General features: G+C 69.7%; 14 protein-coding genes. 5 read left to right on the plus strand and 9 right to left on the minus strand.

All coding sequences use genetic code 11. The annotated features are described in order from the left end of the window. Positions 1-22: 22 nt before the first annotated feature. The 8 genes from secG to tsaD form a co-directional block, all read right to left on the minus strand. Positions 23-391 carry a preprotein translocase subunit SecG gene (gene secG, locus N4G63_RS12450; RefSeq protein WP_260785803.1) on the minus strand — a complete coding sequence of 123 codons (369 nt, stop codon included), beginning with the start codon at positions 389-391 and terminating at the stop codon, positions 23-25. Between the two features lie 66 nt (positions 392-457). Beyond that, on the minus strand, positions 458-1,198 hold the full coding sequence (gene tpiA / locus N4G63_RS12455) for a triose-phosphate isomerase (protein ID WP_260785804.1): 741 nt from the start codon (positions 1,196-1,198) through the stop codon (positions 458-460). Positions 1,199-1,212: 14 nt separating this feature from the next. Further along, positions 1,213-2,205: an NAD(P)H-quinone oxidoreductase gene (locus N4G63_RS12460; protein WP_260785805.1), complete on the minus strand. Its 993-nt coding sequence runs from the start codon at positions 2,203-2,205 to the stop codon at positions 1,213-1,215. Positions 2,206-2,258: 53 nt separating this feature from the next. Then, positions 2,259-4,586 carry a polyribonucleotide nucleotidyltransferase gene (gene pnp, locus N4G63_RS12465; protein ID WP_260785806.1) on the minus strand — a complete coding sequence of 776 codons (2,328 nt, stop codon included), beginning with the start codon at positions 4,584-4,586 and terminating at the stop codon, positions 2,259-2,261. A 251-nt stretch (positions 4,587-4,837) separates the two neighbouring features. Beyond that, positions 4,838-5,107 carry a 30S ribosomal protein S15 gene (gene rpsO, locus N4G63_RS12470; RefSeq protein WP_260785807.1) on the minus strand — a complete coding sequence of 90 codons (270 nt, stop codon included), beginning with the start codon at positions 5,105-5,107 and terminating at the stop codon, positions 4,838-4,840. A gap of 196 nt (positions 5,108-5,303) precedes the next feature. Further along, entirely contained in the window at positions 5,304-6,467 is a 1,164-nt protein-coding gene (locus N4G63_RS12475) for a pyridoxal phosphate-dependent aminotransferase (protein WP_443112079.1), read from the minus strand. 16 nt (positions 6,468-6,483) lie between these two features. Further along, complete coding sequence (locus tag N4G63_RS12480) at positions 6,484-7,812, minus strand: branched-chain amino acid ABC transporter substrate-binding protein (protein ID WP_443112051.1); 1,329 nt, start codon at positions 7,810-7,812, stop codon at positions 6,484-6,486. Positions 7,813-7,905: 93 nt separating this feature from the next. Next, entirely contained in the window at positions 7,906-8,967 is a 1,062-nt protein-coding gene (gene tsaD / locus N4G63_RS12485; RefSeq protein ID WP_260785809.1) for a tRNA (adenosine(37)-N6)-threonylcarbamoyltransferase complex transferase subunit TsaD, read from the minus strand. 313 nt (positions 8,968-9,280) lie between these two features. Here tsaD and N4G63_RS12490 point away from each other — a divergent pair, with 313 nt between their 5' ends. Then, positions 9,281-10,549: an MFS transporter gene (locus N4G63_RS12490; RefSeq protein ID WP_260785810.1), complete on the plus strand. Its 1,269-nt coding sequence runs from the start codon at positions 9,281-9,283 to the stop codon at positions 10,547-10,549. Between the two features lie 26 nt (positions 10,550-10,575). Here N4G63_RS12490 and N4G63_RS12495 read toward each other — a convergent pair whose 3' ends face one another. Continuing rightward, the gene (locus tag N4G63_RS12495; RefSeq protein WP_314599753.1) at positions 10,576-12,309 is read right to left on the minus strand and encodes a bifunctional protein-serine/threonine kinase/phosphatase; all 1,734 of its coding nucleotides are present in this window, start codon (positions 12,307-12,309) and stop codon (positions 10,576-10,578) included. Between the two features lie 86 nt (positions 12,310-12,395). Between N4G63_RS12495 and N4G63_RS12500 the strand changes: the two genes are divergently transcribed. The 4 genes from N4G63_RS12500 (at position 12,396) to N4G63_RS12515 (ending at position 16,656) form a co-directional block, all read left to right on the plus strand. Continuing rightward, the gene (locus N4G63_RS12500; RefSeq protein ID WP_260785812.1) at positions 12,396-13,031 is read left to right on the plus strand and encodes an ANTAR domain-containing response regulator; all 636 of its coding nucleotides are present in this window, start codon (positions 12,396-12,398) and stop codon (positions 13,029-13,031) included. A 521-nt stretch (positions 13,032-13,552) separates the two neighbouring features. Next, positions 13,553-14,773 carry a CmpA/NrtA family ABC transporter substrate-binding protein gene (locus N4G63_RS12505; protein ID WP_443112052.1) on the plus strand — a complete coding sequence of 407 codons (1,221 nt, stop codon included), beginning with the start codon at positions 13,553-13,555 and terminating at the stop codon, positions 14,771-14,773. A 159-nt stretch (positions 14,774-14,932) separates the two neighbouring features. Beyond that, positions 14,933-15,835, plus strand: a complete 903-nt coding sequence (gene ntrB / locus N4G63_RS12510; RefSeq protein ID WP_314599755.1) for a nitrate ABC transporter permease — start codon at positions 14,933-14,935, stop codon at positions 15,833-15,835. 20 nt (positions 15,836-15,855) lie between these two features. Then, positions 15,856-16,656 (plus strand): ABC transporter ATP-binding protein, encoded by an 801-nt coding sequence (locus tag N4G63_RS12515; RefSeq protein WP_260785813.1) that lies wholly within the window; start codon positions 15,856-15,858, stop codon positions 16,654-16,656. The last annotated feature ends 19 nt before the right edge of the window (positions 16,657-16,675 follow it).

Consider the following 16,675-nt stretch of genomic DNA (forward strand, 5'->3'; position numbering starts at 1 on the left):
GGCGCCGGCCCTGCCTGGCCCATCACTTGGCCGGAATGCCACCCACGGCCGAGGCCGCAGCGGCCGGCACGGCCGAGGCTGCGGCCGCCGCACTGGCGGCCGGCGCCGCACGGTCGAGCACGCTGGTGCCGCTGCTCACACGGCCGGCCGAGACGCTGTTGGACAGAAGGGCCAGCAGCAGCGTGCAGATGAAAAACACCGTCGCGCACACCGCCGTGCTGCGCGACAGGAAGTTGGCACTGCCGGTGGCACCGAACAGGCTGCCCGAGGCGCCGCTGCCGAACGAGGCGCCCATGTCGGCGCCCTTGCCGTGCTGCACCAGCACCAGGCCGATCATGGCCAGTGCCGCCACGAGTTGCAGCACCTGCACCAGGTTGATCCAGATAGTCATGTTCTTGGTTCTCCAAAGGTCTCGCCCGGGCGTCCTGGCGCCTCGGGCCACAAGCGCTTGAGCGCGTCAGCCGGCGGCGCGGCAGATGGCCACGAAATCCGCCGACTTGAGGCTGGCACCACCGATCAGGCCACCGTCGATGTCGGGCTGGGCCATCAGCGTGGCGGCGTTGTCGGGCTTCATGCTGCCGCCGTAGAGGATCTTCATGGCGTCGGCCTGCGGCGTGGCGGCACGCAGTTGCGCGCGCAGCAGCGCGTGCACGGCCTGCGCCTGCTCGGGCGTGGCCACCTTGCCGGTGCCGATGGCCCACACCGGCTCGTAGGCCACCACCATCTCGCCAACGCAGTGCGCCAGCGTGTGGATCACGGCCGAGAGCTGGCGCTTGACCACCAGCTCGGTCTCGCCGGCCTCGCGCTGCGCCAGGGTCTCGCCCACGCAGACGATGGGCGTGATGCCGCGGCCCAGCGCGGCCTTGGCCTTGTCGGCCACCAGCTGATCGGTCTCGGCGTGGTACTGGCGGCGCTCGCTGTGGCCCACGATGGCATAGCGGCAGCCGAACTCGGCCAGCATGGCCGCCGACACCTCGCCGGTGTAGGCGCCCTGCTCGTGCGCGGAGCAGTCTTGCGCGCCCCAGCGCACATCGCTGCCGGCCAGCGCCACGGCGGTTTCCGACAGGTACGGGAACGGCACGCACACCGCCAGATCGCAGCCGAAAGGCCGCGCCGCGGAAATGCCGGCCAGCAGCTCGGCATTGGCCGAATGGCTGCCGTGCATCTTCCAGTTGCCGGCCACGAGTTTGCGTCGCATGGTCATGTACTCCTTCAGACGGTCCAGTCGAGCACGATCTTGCCGACGTGCCTGCTGGACTCCATCAATGCATGGGCGGCCGCTGCCTGGGCCGCCGGGAACACGGTGTGGATCACCGGCCTGACCTGGCCGGACTCGATCAGCGGCCACACCCTGGCGCGCAGGGCCGCCGCGATGGCGCCCTTGAACGCCACCGGACGCGGCCGCAGCGTGCTGCCGGTGATGGTCAGCCGCCGGCGCAGCAGGTCGCCGGCATTGAAGCCGCTCTGGACGCCGCCCTGCACCGCAATGATCACGATGCGGCCGTCGTCGGCCAGACAGGCCACCTCACGCGCCACGTAGTCGCCGGCCACCATGTCGAGCACCACGTCGGCACCCCGGCCAGCGGTGGCGGCCTTGACCTCGGCCACGAAGTCCTGGGTCTTGTAGTTGATGCCGACATCGGCACCCAGGGCCACGCAGGCCGCCACCTTGTCGTCACTGCCGGCGGTGACCAGCACCTTCGCGCCGAAGGCCTTGGCCAGCGCGATCGCCGTGACGCCGATGCCCGACGAACCGCCCTGCACCAGCAGCGTCTCGCCGGCCTGCAGGCCGCCACGGTCGAACACGTTGGACCAGACGGTGAAGAAGGTCTCCGGCAGCGCCGCCGCCTCGATGTCGCTCAGGCCGGCCGGCACCGGCAGGCACTGGGCGATCGGGGCGGTGCAGCGCTGGGCATAACCGCCGCCAGCCACCAGGGCACAGATGCGGTCGCCCAGGCGCCAGCCGGCAGCCGCCAGCTCGGCCGCATCACCCCCGACGATGGTGCCGGCGATCTCCAGACCCGGCAGATCCGACGCGCCGGGCGGGGGCGCATAGGCGCCCTTGCGCTGCAGCACGTCGGGCCGGTTGATGCCCGAGGCCGTGACCTGCACCAGCAGCTCACCCGCCGCCGGCACCGGATCGGGCCGGGTGGTCTCGACCAGCACGTCGGGCGCACCAAAGCCCCGGATCTCGATCGCGCGCATGGTCTGGGCTCCTGCGTCAAGGGGTCAGCAAGTCGGGTGGCGGCGCAGCGGGCTCAGGGCTGCTGCGAGTGCGGGTCGCGGCCCTGGCCGTCGGCCGGTGCGCCTTCGCCGCCGGCGGCGTTGTCGCCGGCCTCGCGCGGTGCCTGCTCGGCACGCTCGGGGCGGTCACCACGGTCGCTGCGCTCGCGGCGCGGGCCACGGTCGCCACGGTCGCCACGCGGGCCACGGTCGTTGCGGTCACCGAACTCGCGGCGCGGGCGCTCGAAGCGCTCTTCCTCGTAGCCCTCGGGCTTCTCGAGCAGGGCCTTCAGGCTCAGCTTGATGCGGCCCTTCTCGTCGGTCTCGAGCACCTTGACCTTCACGACCTGGCCTTCCTTGAGGAAGTCTTCCACGCGCTCGACGCGCTGGTGGGCGATCTGGCTGATGTGCAGCAGGCCGTCCTTGCCGGGCAGGATGTTGATCAGCGCGCCGAAGTCCAGGATCTTGGTGACCGGGCCTTCGTAGATGGCGCCCACCTCGGCCTCGGCCGTGATGTCCTCGATGCGCTTCTTGGCGATCGCGGCCTTGTCGGCGTCGGTGCTGGCGATGGTGATGGTGCCGTCTTCGCCGATGTCGATCTGGGTGCCGGTCTCTTCGGTCAGCGCACGGATGGTGGCGCCGCCCTTGCCGATCACGTCACGGATCTTCTCGGGGTTGATCTTCATCGTGTACAGGCGCGGCGCGAACTGGCTCACGTCGGCCTTGGCCTCGCCCATGGCTTCCTGCATCTTGCCCAGGATGTGCATGCGCGCTTCCTTGGCCTGGGCCAGCGCCACCTGCATGATCTCCTTGGTGATGCCCTGGATCTTGATGTCCATCTGCAGGGCGGTCACGCCGGCGGTGGTGCCAGCCACCTTGAAGTCCATGTCGCCGAGGTGATCCTCATCGCCCAGGATGTCGGTCAGCACCGCGAAGCGGTTGCCTTCCTTGATCAGGCCCATGGCGATGCCGGCCACGTGGGCCTTCATCGGCACGCCGGCGTCCATCAGCGCCAGACAGCCACCGCACACCGAGGCCATGCTGGAAGAACCGTTGGACTCGGTGATCTCGGAGACCACGCGCACCGTGTACGGGAACTCGTCCTTGGGCGGCAGCAGCGGCACCAGGGCGCGCTTGGCCAGACGGCCGTGGCCGATCTCGCGGCGCTTGGGGCTGCCCACGCGGCCGGTTTCGCCGGTGGCGAACGGGGGCATGTTGTAGTGGAACAGGAAGCGGTCCTGGTACTCACCGGCCAGCGCGTCGATCTTCTGCGCGTCCTGCTCGGTGCCCAGCGTGGCGATCACCAGGGCCTGGGTCTCGCCTCGGGTGAACAGCGCCGAGCCGTGGGTGCGCGGCAGCACGCTGTTGCGGATCTCGATCGGGCGCACGGTGCGCGTGTCGCGGCCGTCGATGCGCGGCTCGCCGGCCAGGATCTGGCCGCGCACGATGCGCGCCTCGATCTCGAACAGCAGGCCTTCGACGGCCACGCTGTCAAAGGCCTGGCCATCGGCCTTGAGGGCGGCCAGGGTCTCGCTGGTGGCTTCGCGGCAGGCCTGGGTGCGGGCCTGCTTGCTGCGGATCTGGTAGGCGGCGCGCAGCTTGGGCTCGGCCAGCTCGGTGACCTTGGCGATGAAGGCTTCGTCCTTGGCCGGGGCCGTCCATTGCCACTCGGGCTTGCCGGCGTCGCGCACCAGCGCGTTGATCGCGCTGATGGCGATCTTGCCCATGTCGTGGCCGAAGACCACGCCACCCAGCATGATTTCTTCAGACAGCTGGTCGGCCTCGGATTCCACCATCAGCACGGCGGCTTCGGTGCCGGCCACGATCAGGTCGAGCTTGCTGTCGGCCAACTGGGCACGGCCCGGGTTGAGCACGTATTCGCCGTTGATGTAGCCCACGCGCGCGGCGCCGATGGGGCCGTTGAACGGGATGCCCGACACCGACAGTGCGGCGCTGCTGGCGATCAGGGCGGCGATGTCGGCCTGCACCTCGGGGTTCAGGCTCAGCACGTGCACCACGACCTGCACTTCATTGAAGAAACCTTCGGGGAACAGCGGACGGATCGGGCGGTCGATCAGGCGGCTGGTCAGGGTCTCGAGCTCGCTCGGGCGGCCTTCACGCTTGAAGAAGCTGCCGGGGATGCGGCCCGCGGCGTAGGTCTTCTCGATGTAGTCGACGGTCAGCGGAAAGAAGTCCTGGCCCGGCTTGGCTTCCTTGCGTGCCACCACGGTGGCCAGCACCACGGTGCCGTCGATGTCGACGATGACGGCGCCGCCCGACTGGCGCGCCACTTCGCCGGTTTCCATCGTGACCTGATGCGGGCCCCATTGGAAGGTCTTGGTGACTTTGTTGAACATGCTCATGTGTGCGTCTCCGGTGAGAACTGGCGCGCTTGCGGTGGCGCCGATGGGAACCGGGAGTTCGTGCTGCCGTTCACGCGTCTGGCGGGATGCCATTCCAGTGATGCCCCGATCGCGAATCGCTGCGGAGGACGCCGTTGGAATGACACAGCACTGCCGATACGGCACGTGGCGGCGGGGTCTCGGACTCCAAATGACGAAGAGCCTGTGCTGGGCGACAGTGCACCAGACAGGCTCTCGTGTTCATTGTGCGCTTACTTGCGCAGGCCGAGCTTCTGGATCAGCGCGGTGTAGCGCTCGGGGGCCTTGCCCTTCAGGTAGTCGAGCAGCTTGCGGCGGCGGCTCACCATCTTCAGCAGACCACGGCGGCCGTGGTGATCCTTCAGATGGGTCTTGAAGTGGGGCGTCAGGTCGTTGATGCGGGCGGTCAGCAGGGCCACCTGCACCTCGGGGCTGCCGGTGTCGGCGGTGCCACGGGCATTGGCCTGGACGATTTCTGCGCGGTCGAGTTTGGCCACGGTCATGTGCGTTTCCTTCGTTGTCATGGAAACCGCCGGGCCGGCGCTGCGGGACGGCAAGCCCCGTATTGCGCCAGGCGGTTTCCGAGTGCCCTTGAAGCGCCCGGCTCTTGCGTGATCCGTGGCGTGCTTCGCAGGCGTTTTAACTTGCGGTCACAGGTGAAACCGACCCGTGCCGTGCCTTTGCTCCACCCAACCGAGGCTAGGCGAAACCCGCAGAGTATAGCGCAGCACGCAGGCGCGCCACGCCGTCGTCGATGCGGGCCAGGTCACGCGACGCGAAGCACCAGCGCAGCCAGCCCTCGCCCTCGGGGCCGAAGGCGCTGCCGGGCGCCAGGCCCAGGCCGTGCTCGGCCACCAGGTGCTTGGCAAAGGCCAGCGAGTCGCCGGCGCCGGGCGGCCTGAACCAGGCGTACATGCCGCCCAGCGGCAGCGCCGAGCTCACGCCCGGCAAGGCGGCCAGCGCCGGGCACAGGCGGTCGCGCCCGGCCTTCAGCCGCGCCACCAGCGGCGGCACGAACTGCCCGGCGATGGCCATGGCCGCCAGCCCGGCGCGCTGCACGAACACCGGCGCGCAGGAGCTGTTGAACTCGAGCAGCTTGCCCATCGCCTCGAGCCCGCCGCGCGGCAGCACCAGCCAGCCCAGACGCCAGCCGGTCATCAGGAAGGCCTTCGAGAAACTGCCCACCACCACCAGGCGGTCATCGGGCGTGGCCAGGTCCAGAAAGCTGGGCGCCGCCTGGCCCGGCCCGAACCAGATGCGGTCGTAGACCTCGTCGGCCACGATCCAGGTGCCGGTGCGGCGGCAATGCTCGAGCAGGGTCTGCTGCTCGGCGCGGGTCAAGGTCCAGCCGGTGGGGTTGTTGGGCGCGTTGAGCAGCAGCACCCGGGTGGCCGGCGTCACCGCCGCCAGCAGGCGCTGCAGGTCGAGCTGCCAGGCGCCCTGCGCATCGGGCGCCAGCGGCACGCGCGTCACCCGCGCTCCCAGGATGGCGGGCTGGGCCGGCAGATTGGGCCACACCGGCGTGACCACCACCACCTCGTCGCCATCGCCCACCAGCAGCTGCATCGCCAGCATCAGCGCATTGACACCCGACGAGGTGACGGCGATGCGCTCAGGCCCCGGGTCGCCATGCAGGCCGGCCACATAGACCCGCAGGGCCTCGCGCAGCTCGGCCAGGCCCAGGTTGTGGCTGTAGAAGGTTTCGCCGCGGGCGATCGACTCGCTGGCCGCCTGGCGGATCTCGGGCGGCGTGACCTCGTCGGATTCGCCGAACCAGAAGGCCAGCACATCGCTGCGGTGCAGCCCGGCATTGGCCACTTCGCGGATGCGGCTGCCCGGCAGGCCGGCGATGGTGGGGCGCAGGTCGATCATGCGGGGCTTACTCCGGCCGGGTCATGCGGCAAGTGTGGGGCAGTTCCATGGCGCGGGCATCGAAGCGGCGCACGGTGCGAAAGCCGTAGCCCGAGCCTTCGACATCGTGCTTCACACCCGGCGCGCCGGCCTTGTCCATCATGCTCACCACCAGCGGCTGCTGGAACTGGTGATCGGCCGCACGCATGCTGCCGCTGTGCACGCCGCCCAGCGTGGCGCCGTCGTAGGCCAGGCCTTCCAGCGCGCGGGCCACGGCCGTGGGGTCGGCGCTGCGGGCCTTCTCGATGGCCTGCACCAGCAGCTCCACCAGGGTCTGCATGCGGGCATGCAGGTAGTCGTCGCGCGGATCGGGAAAGCGCTTGTGGAAGGCCGACACCAGGGCCTCGCTGGGCGCGTCGCCCAGGTTCGGGTGCCATTCGGCCACCGCCAGCACGGCGCCCACGCCGGCATCGCCCAGCGCCGCCGGCGCGCCCAGCGCATTGGCATAGAAGGTGTAGTACTTGAGCGGCACGCCCAGCTCGCGCGTGGCCTTGACCAGCAGCGTGAGGTCGTTGCCCCAGTTGCCGGTGATCACCGCCTGCGCACCACTGGCGCGGATCTTGGTGGCGTAGGGCATGAAGTCCTTCACCCGCCCCATCGGGTGCAGCTCGTCGCCGACGATCTCGATGTCGGGCCGGCGCGCGGTGATGGCCGCCCTCGCCTGCCGGCCCAGCTGCTGGCCGAAGCTGTAGTCCTGCCCGATCAGGTAGACCTTCTTCAGCGCCTTGTCGTCCTGCAGCACGCTCATCAGCGCGGCCAGGCGCATGTCGGCATGGGCGTCGAAGCGGAAGTGCCAGAAGCTGCAGCGGTCGTTGGTGAGCGAGGGCTCCACGGCCGAGTAGTTCAGCAGCACGGCGCGGCGTTGCGGCTCGCGCTCGTTGTGCTTGTTCAGCGCCTCGACCAGCGCGCTGGCCACACCGGAGCTGTTGCCCTGCAGCACGAAGCCGATCTGGCGGTCGGTGGCGTTTTTCAGCAGCGACAGCGCCTCGTCGGCCTGGCCCTTGCTGTCCATGCGCACCAGCTCGAGCTTGCGCGCGCCCCCGGCGGCGGCCGGCAGCTTGACGCCGCCGCGGGCATTGACGCGTTCGGTGGCCCACAGCAGGTTGCGGAACACCGCCTCGCCGGCATTGGCGAAGGGGCCCGACAGGGCCTCGATCAAGGCCAGCCGCAGCGGCTCGGACGGGGGCGGCGCCGATGCACCGGCGGTCTGCGCCGCCACGGGCAGGACCCACGCAGCCCAGGCCGCCATCACACCCAGGGCCATGCGCCGACGGGCGCCACGAAAACATGCATTCATCTCAACAACACTCAGGGTCACAAAAAAAGGGGATGGCTCCGCTGCCGGGGCGCCGACGCACAGCGCATGCGGCCCGCGCGCTGCAGCGCCGCCTCAACCAGCCTGATCGAGCGGCCAGCGCGGCTTGACGTCAAAGGCGTAGTCGCAGCTGGCCTGGGCGCAACCGGCCTGCAGTCGCATGGCGGCGGCCAGCGCGATCATGGCGCCGTTGTCGGTGCACAGTGACAGCTCGGGGTAGTGCACGCGCAGGCCGCGGCGCGGCGCTGCCGCGTTCAACTGCTCGCGCAAGGCACTGTTGGCGCCCACGCCGCCCGACACCACCAGGCGCTTCAGGCCGGTGTGCTTGAGCGCCGCCAGCGATTTCTTGACCAGCACCTCGACGATGGCCGCCTGGGTGGATGCGGCCAGATCGGCCCGCAGCGTCTCACCCAGGGGCTCGCCACCGGCCTGCAGCCTGCGGTGCTGGGTGAGCACGGCGGTCTTCAGGCCGGCAAACGAAAAATCGAGGTTGCCGCTGTGCAGCAGCGGCCGCGGCAGGGCGTAGGCCGCCGGATTGCCGCTGAGCGCCAGCCGCGACAGCGCCGGCCCGCCCGGATACCCCAGGCCCAGCAGCTTGGCGCTCTTGTCGAAGGCCTCGCCGGCGGCGTCGTCGATGGTCTCGCCCAGCAGTTCGTAGCGGCCCACGCCTTCCACCCGCATCAGCTGGGTGTGACCGCCCGAGACCAGCAGCGCGACGAACGGAAACTCGGGCGCATCGGCCGACAGAAACGGCGACAGCAGATGCCCCTCGAGGTGGTGCACGCCCAGCGTCGGCTTGCCCAGCGCCGCGGCCAGTGCGCAGGCCACGCCAGCCCCCACCAGCAGGGCGCCGGCCAGGCCCGGACCGCGGGTGAAGGCCACCACGTCCACCTCGGCCAGCGTGGCACCGGCCTCGGCCAGCACCTGGCGGGCCAGCGGCAGCACGCGGCGGATGTGGTCGCGCGAGGCCAGCTCGGGCACCACGCCGCCGTAGGCCTCGTGCATCTGCACCTGGCTGTGCAGCGCATGCGCGCGCAGCACCGGCAGCCGTGCCGCGCTGCCGTCCGGCTGGGCACCCGCGCTGACCAGGGCCACGCCGGTCTCGTCGCAGGAGGATTCGATGCCCAGCACATTCATGGGGCGCGAGTGTAGGGGCTGCCGCTGGCGCACCACCCCGCGCTGCGCCAGCGTGCACGGCTTGCACCTTGCTGGCGCCCGCACCACCGCGCCAGCGCCAAAATTTCAGGCGCGAATATTGCTAACACTGCCACAGCGGCTGCTTTGATGCACCGCTTCGGCGCTCTGCCAACGAGGGCAGCACGCCGCGCGACGCGCCCGCCGGGCCCGCTTGTGGGGGCCGGTCGGTTGTCATGCCGCCTGGGGCGCGTTCCAACTCCTTCGCTTCGAAGCATCGGCGCCCGAGCTGACCCCGGGGCCAGGCTCCACACCCATGTCCAACTTCAAGACCTTCGTGCGCGCCGGGCACTGGCCTACGCTGGCTGCCTCGTTCCTGTACTTCGACTTCTGCTTCGCCATCTGGGTGCTCAACGGCGCCATGGCGCCGTTCATCAGCGACAGCTTCGGCCTGTCGCCGGCGCAAAAGGGCTTCATGATCTCGGTGCCCATCCTGGCCGGGGCCTTGATGCGCTTTCCGCTGGGCGTGCTGGCGCAGTACATCGGCCGCAAGAACGCGGCGATGGTGGAGATGGGCCTGATCGTGGCGGCGCTGGTCTTCGGCTACCTGTTCGTCAACAGCTACGACAACGTGCTGGCCATGGGCGTGCTGCTGGGCATTGCCGGCGCCAGCTTCGGCGTGGCGTTGAGCCTGGGTTCGGGCTGGTATCCGCCGCAGTACAAGGGCTTGGCGATGGGCATCGCCGGGGCCGGCAACTCGGGCACGGTGCTGGCCGTGCTGTTTGCGCCCCCGCTGGCCCAGGCCTACGGCTGGCAGACGGTGTACGGCCTGGCCGCCATGACCATGGTGTTGCCGATGGCGGTGATGTGGCTGGTGGCCAAGGAGCCGCCCGATGTCGAGCACCAGAGCTTTCGCGAGCATGTCGGCTGCCTGTTCGAGAAGGACGGCTGGGCCTTCAGCCTGATCTATGTGGTCACCTTCGGCGGCTTCATCGGGCTGGCCAGCTTTCTGCCGACCTATTTCTACGACCAGTTCAAGGTCACCAAGATCGAGGCGGGGCAGCTGACGATGCTGGCCACGCTGATGGGCTCGGCCGTGCGCGTGGTGGGCGGCTGGATCGCCGACCGCGTGGGTGGCATCCACACCCTCAGCGGCGTGCTGGTGGTGGTGGCGGCTGCGCTGGCGGCCTGCGGCTTTGCCGGGCAGTCGCTGGTGGTCACCACCTTGCTGTTCATGCTGTGCTTTGCCGCCCTGGGGGCCGGCAACGGTGCGCTGTTCCAGTTGGTGCCCCTGCGCTGGCCGCTGACCACCGCGGTGGCCGGCTCGATGATCGGCGAGATCGGCGCTCTCGGTGGCGGCTTCCTGCCCAACGCGATGGGCCTGGCCAAGCAGCACACCGGCAGCTACCTGGGCGGCTTCCTGTCGTTCACGGTGCTGGCGCTGGTCATGCTGGCGATGCTGCGCGTGGTACAGATCCGCTGGACACGCACCTGGGCCGAAAAAGGCGGCCGTGCCCGCCCAGCCTCTGCGCAGCAAGACGCCGTGCGCGCGCCGGTCAGCCGCACCGCTGGCGCCCGGCGTTGAGCCCGGCTGCCGCGTTGGCGCCCGGCTCAGCGCGGCAGGAACAGCAACCAGAACACCAGCAGCAGGTTGAACAGCAGCGAGACCACCAGCCCGGCCTTCCACAGCGCGTCGCGGTTGCGGCGCGCCAGCGGAGTGGCGCGCAGCGCCGGCAAGGGCCTCGCCGCGCCGCGCTCGAGGGCCAGCAGCAGCTCTTCAGAGGTTTCAAAGCGCTCGCGCGGCTCGCGTGCGATGGCGCGCATGACCACCCGCTCCAGCCACACCGGCAGATCGGGGCGCAGGCGGGTGGGTGCCACCGGGTCGCGGCGATAACGGGCCAGCTGGTAGGGCTCGATCTCGCCGTACGGCAGGCTGCCGGTGAGCCACTGGTACAGCGAGACGCCCAGCGCATACAGGTCGCTGCGCGCGTCGGCCGGCGCCCCCTCCCATTGCTCGGGGTTCATGTACGAGGGCGTGCCGGCACGCAGCTCGCGCTGGCTGGCCGGCTCGCGGCCGCTGAGCGCCGCGCCCAGGTCGAGCAGACGCCAGCGCCCGTCTTCGGCCAGGTGCAGATTGCCCGGCTTGATGTCGCGGTGCACCACACCCGCGCGGTGCAGGCTGGCCAGGGCCTGCGTCAGCGCGATGGCGGCCGCCACCACATCGGCCACGGCCGGCACCGGCTGGGCCGCGGCCAGCTGCTCCATGGTGCGCCCGGCATGCCAGTCGAACACGACGTAGAAGCTGGCGGCACCCGGCCGGCGCGGATGCACGTGCACCAGGCCCGGCGCCCCGCCCTCGGTCAGGCGCTGGCCCAGCCAGGCCTCGTGCGCCAACATCGTGCGCTCTTCGGCATCGGCCGCCCGGCCCGGGTGCAGCAGCTTGATGGCCACCAGCCGGCCGTCGGCCGTGTCGCGTGCCTGGTAGATGCGGTGCACGCCGTTGTCGGCCACCCGGGCGGTGATCTGCAGACCGTCCAGCAGTTGGCCGACGCGCAGGCTGTCGGGCAGCGGCAGCCGGCGTGCATCGCCCAGCTCGTCCATCAGGTCGCGGGCATCCACGCCGGTGACCCGCAGCACCAGGGCCGTGGCGTTGTCGCGCCCGCCCTTGGCCAGCGCCGCCTCCACCAGGGCCAGCGCGGCCTGCTGCGCCGAGCCCCACACCGCCAGCCGTGCGATCTCGGGCGCATCGAGCACGCCGTGCACGCCGTCGCTGCTGAGCACGAAGCAGTCGCCCAGGCGGACATCGCCTTCCACGTAGTCCACCCGCACTGCGTCGTCCAGGCCCAGCGCGCGGGTCAGGCGGCTGTGCATGCCGGCGGCGTCAAAGGCATGGTCCTGCGTCAGCAGCGTGAGTTCGGGCGGCGCGCCGTCCTCAGCGGCCTTGGCAGCGGGCCGGCACAGCCAGGCCCGCGTATCGCCCACATGGGCCACGGTGAAGGTCTGGCCGCGCAAGGCCAGCGCGGTCAGCGTGGTCAGCGCGCTGCCGTCGCGGTGGCGCGCGCGGCGGCGGTTGTGGTCCACCAGCCAGGCGTTCTGCGCCGAGATCAGGCGGTCGAGGCTGACCGTCGTCTCCCAGGTGGCGGGCGTGGCGAAAAAGTCGTTCAGCAGCACGGCCACGGTGGCCTGCGCCGCCTCGCCGCCCAGCCCGCCGGTGGACACGCCATCGGCCACGGCCGCCAGCACGCCGCGCCCGGATTCGGCAGCGATGTGTGCCCCGGCACGGTCTTCGTTGTGCGTGCGCGGCCCGGTGCTGCTGGCCTGCCCGATTTCCAGTTCAAATGCCATGCTGACATTGTCCCTGCTCGACGACGACCCGGCGCCCGCGCGCGCACGGCCTGCACGATTGGCGTGCTTCTTGCACCTTGAACCTCATGGCTGACGTCCAGCAGGCACTGCGCATCGTGGTGGTCGCACCCGACAATCTGGTGCCCGATCCTTCAGACACCTCGGCGTGGCTGGAGGCCGAGCGTTCGCGCAGCCTGCGCATCGGGCTGCTGCAGGCCGGCTACAACATCGTGGCGGTGCTGCCGGCCGACATGTTTCTGCCCGACCAGCTCGCGCAGATCCAGCCCGATCTGGTGATCGTCGATGCGCAGAGCCAGGCCCGCGACACGCTCGAGCATGTGGTGCTGGCCACCCGCGACGACCGGCGGCCGATCGTGCTGTTCACCGACGACGAGGACACCAGCCATGTGCGCGATGCCATCGCCGCCGGTGTCACCGCCTACGTGGTGGCCGGCCTGGCCACGGCGCGCATCAAGCCGGTGCTGGATGTGGCGATGGCGCGCTTCCAGGTCGAGGAATCCCTGCGCCGCGAGCTGGCCAGTGCCAAGGCCCAGCTGCAGGAGCGCAAGGTGATCGAACGGGCCAAGGGCCTGCTGATGAGCCGCCAGGGCCTGGGCGAAGAAGAAGCCTACGCACGCCTGCGCCGTGCCGCCATGGACAAGAAGCTGCGCATCGCAGAACTCGCGCAGCGCATGCTCGACGCCGCCGACCTGCTCGGCTGAAGCGCCGCGCCGGCGAGCGCCGGCGCACCCGCCGCCGCGGCGGCTCACGCCCTCCCCTCCCCCCCTCCCGCCCCCTCGCCCGTCAGGCCGCGGCCCGGCCACGAAAACCGGGCCCCCTGCCCGGCCCCTGCTTGGCCACGCCCGGGCCACCGCCCGACGGCACCGCCGCGATGCACGCCGCGCCCGCGCGCCCGCCCGTCTGCCCGGGCTCTTTGCCCAAGCATGGTGCACCGCAGCACGACCTGCGCGCCCCCATGCCCCGGCACGAGGCGCCAGGGGCGCAGGATGGCCCTGCCAGGCCAGGCACGCGGCTTGCGTTGCATTGTTCGAGAAGGTCAATGGCGACTTTCGACAGGCCCAGGTTGCGCTCAATGCCGAGCGCGCCTGCCGCCAAGGACGATGGCGTCCCCACCCGCGCAGGCCGCAAGGCCACCAGCGCTCGGTGAGGACGCTTTTTTTTGCCCGAAATTCATCGCAACAAGCCTGCCCACATGACCACCCCGCCCAAGGAATCCAGCACCATGACCCGCCGCTCCGTCATCCAGGCCGCCGCCGCTGGCGCGGCCGGCATGATCCCCGGACTGCAAAGCGCCGTGTACGCCGCCGGCTCGGACAAGCCCGAGAAGGAAGAAGTGCGCATCGGCTTCATTCCGCTGACCGACTGCGCCAGCGTGGTGATGGCCAGCGTGCTGGGCTTCGACAAGAAGTACGGCATCAAGATCATCCCCACCAAGGAAGCCAGCTGGGCCGGCGTGCGCGACAAGCTGGTCAACGGCGAGCTCGACATGGCCCACGTGCTGTGGGGCCTGATCTACGGCGTGCAGATGGGCGTGTCGGGTCCGAAGAAGGACATGGCCATCCTGATGAACCTGAACCACAACGGCCAGGCCATCACGCTGAGCAAGAAGCTGGCGGACAAGGGCGCGGTCGACGGCGCCAGCCTGGCCAAGCTGATGGCCGCCGAGAAGCGCGAATACACCTTTGCGCAGACCTTCCCCACCGGCACCCACGCGATGTGGCTGTACTACTGGCTGGCCAGCGTGGGCGTGAACCCGATGAAGGACGCCAAGGTGATCACCGTGCCGCCGCCGCAGATGGTGGCCAACATGCGCGTGGGCAACATGGACGGTTACTGCGTGGGCGAGCCCTGGGGCCACCGCGCCATCATCGACGGCATCGGCATCACCGCCACCACCACGCAAGACATCTGGAAGGACCATCCCGAGAAGGCGCTGGGCACCACGGGCGACTTTGCCAAGAAGTACCCCAACACCTGCCGCGCAGTGATCATGGCCATCCTGGAGGCCAGCCGCTGGATCGACGCCGGCCTGCAGAACAAGATGAAGATGGCCGAGACGGTGGCCGACAAGGCCTATGTCAACACCAGCGTCGATGCGATCAACCAGCGCATCCTGGGCCGCTACCAGAACGGCCTGGGCAAGACCTGGGACGACCCCAACCACATGAAGTTCTTCAACGACGGCGTGGTGAACTTCCCCTACCTCAGCGACGGCATGTGGTTCCTCACCCAGCACAAGCGCTGGGGCCTGCTGAAGGATCACCCCGACTACCTGGCGGTGGCCAAGCAGGTCAACCAGACCGAGCTCTACAAGCAGGCCGCCTCGGCGCTGAAGGTCAACCTGCCCAAGAGCGACATGCGCAGCAGCAAGCTGGTGGACGGTGTGGTCTGGGAGGGCAAGGACCCCGCCAAGTACGCCGACGGCTTCAAGGTCAAGGTCTGAGGTCCAGCGTCCTTCTGCTGCGCGGGCCCATGGCGGCCCTGCGCGACTCGCCGTACGGGTGTACGGCTGCGTTGCTCGAACCACCCTGAGCCCGCTCGCGACGAAGGCCGCTGGACCTCACCGAGCGGCCGGTATTCGTTTCTTTTCTGGAGAACTGCCATGGTCAGTGCCGTGTTCCATTCAACCTCGAGCCTGGCGCCTGCCAGCGAGACGCCAGCGCCAGCGGTGGCGGCCAAGCCCGCCGCTGCCGCCGCACCGCCCAAGGCCGCCAAGCCGGCGCGCATGCCCACCGACTGGCGCGGCATCACGCTGAGCGTGCTGCCACCCATTGCCGGCCTGGCATTGCTGGTGGGCATCTGGGCGCTGGCCACGCAGAACTCCAGCGCGTTCCCCACGCCCGCCGCCACCTGGGAGGCTGCGGTCAAGCTGTTCAGCGATCCGTTCTACAGCAAGGGTCCCAATGACCAGGGCATCGGCTGGAACATCCTGTTCTCGCTGCAGCGCGTGGCGCTGGGCTTCGGCCTGGCGGCGCTGGTGGGCATTCCGCTGGGCTTCATGCTGGGGCGCTTCGAGTTCCTCAGCCGCATGGTCAATCCGCTGATCAGCCTGCTGCGCCCGGTGTCGCCGCTGGCCTGGCTGCCGATCGGCCTGCTGGTGTTCAAGAGCGCCAACCCGGCGGCCATCTGGACGATCTTCATCTGCTCGATCTGGCCGATGGTGATCAACACCGCCGTGGGCGTGCAGCGCGTGCCGCAGGACTACCTGAACGTCGCCCGCGTGCTGAACCTCAGCGAGTGGAAGGTCATCACCAAGATCCTGCTGCCCAGCGTGCTGCCCTACATGCTGACCGGCGTGCGCCTGTCGGTGGGCACCGCCTGGCTGGTGATCGTGGCCGCCGAGATGCTGACCGGCGGCGTGGGCATCGGCTTCTGGGTGTGGGACGAGTGGAACAACCTCAACGTGGCCCACATCATCATCGCCATCTTCGTGATCGGCATCGTGGGCTTGCTGCTCGAGCAGGCCCTGGTGTCCATTGCCAAGCGCTTCTCGTTCGACGACTGATCTGACCGAAGGAAACGACCATGCCTGGATTCATCGAAGTGCAGAACGCCGAAATGGTGTTCACCACCAAGAAGGGCCGCTTCCATGCGCTGCGCGAGATCAACCTGCAGGTGCAGAAGGGCGAGTTCATCGCGCTGATCGGCCACTCGGGCTGCGGCAAGAGCACGCTGCTGAACCTGATCGCCGGCCTGACCGTGCCCACCGAGGGCGTGCTGCTGTGCGACAACCGCGAGATCACCGCCCCGGGCCCCGAGCGCGCGGTGGTGTTCCAGAACCACAGCCTGCTGCCCTGGCTGACCTGCTTCGACAACGTGATGCTGGCCGTGGAGCGGGTGTTCGGCGCCAAGGAGGGCAAGGCGCAGCTGAAGGCCCGCACCCAGGCCGCGCTCGACCTCGTGAACATGGGCCACGCCGCCAGCAAGCGCCCGCACGAGGTGTCGGGCGGCATGAAGCAGCGGGTGGGCATTGCCCGTGCGCTGGCCATGGAGCCCAAGGTGCTGCTGATGGACGAGCCCTTCGGCGCGCTCGACGCCCTCACCCGTGCCAAGCTGCAGGACGAGCTGCTCAAGATCGTGGCCCGCACCCAGAGCACCGTGGTGATGGTGACCCACGATGTTGACGAAGCCGTGCTGCTGAGCGACCGCATCGTGATGATGACCAATGGCCCGGCGGCCACCATCGGCCAGATCCTCAGCGTGGATCTGCCGCGCCCGCGCAACCGCGTGGAGCTGGCCGAAGACCCGGCCTACATGCACTGCCGCAAGGAGGTGTTGGACTTTTTGTACACCCGCCACGGCCACGTCGAGGCCAAGGCCGCCTGACCCGCTGGCCCTGGCCAGG

The sequence above is a fragment of the Aquabacterium sp. OR-4 genome, assembly GCF_025290835.2.
Classification (GTDB): domain Bacteria; phylum Pseudomonadota; class Gammaproteobacteria; order Burkholderiales; family Burkholderiaceae_C; genus Pseudaquabacterium.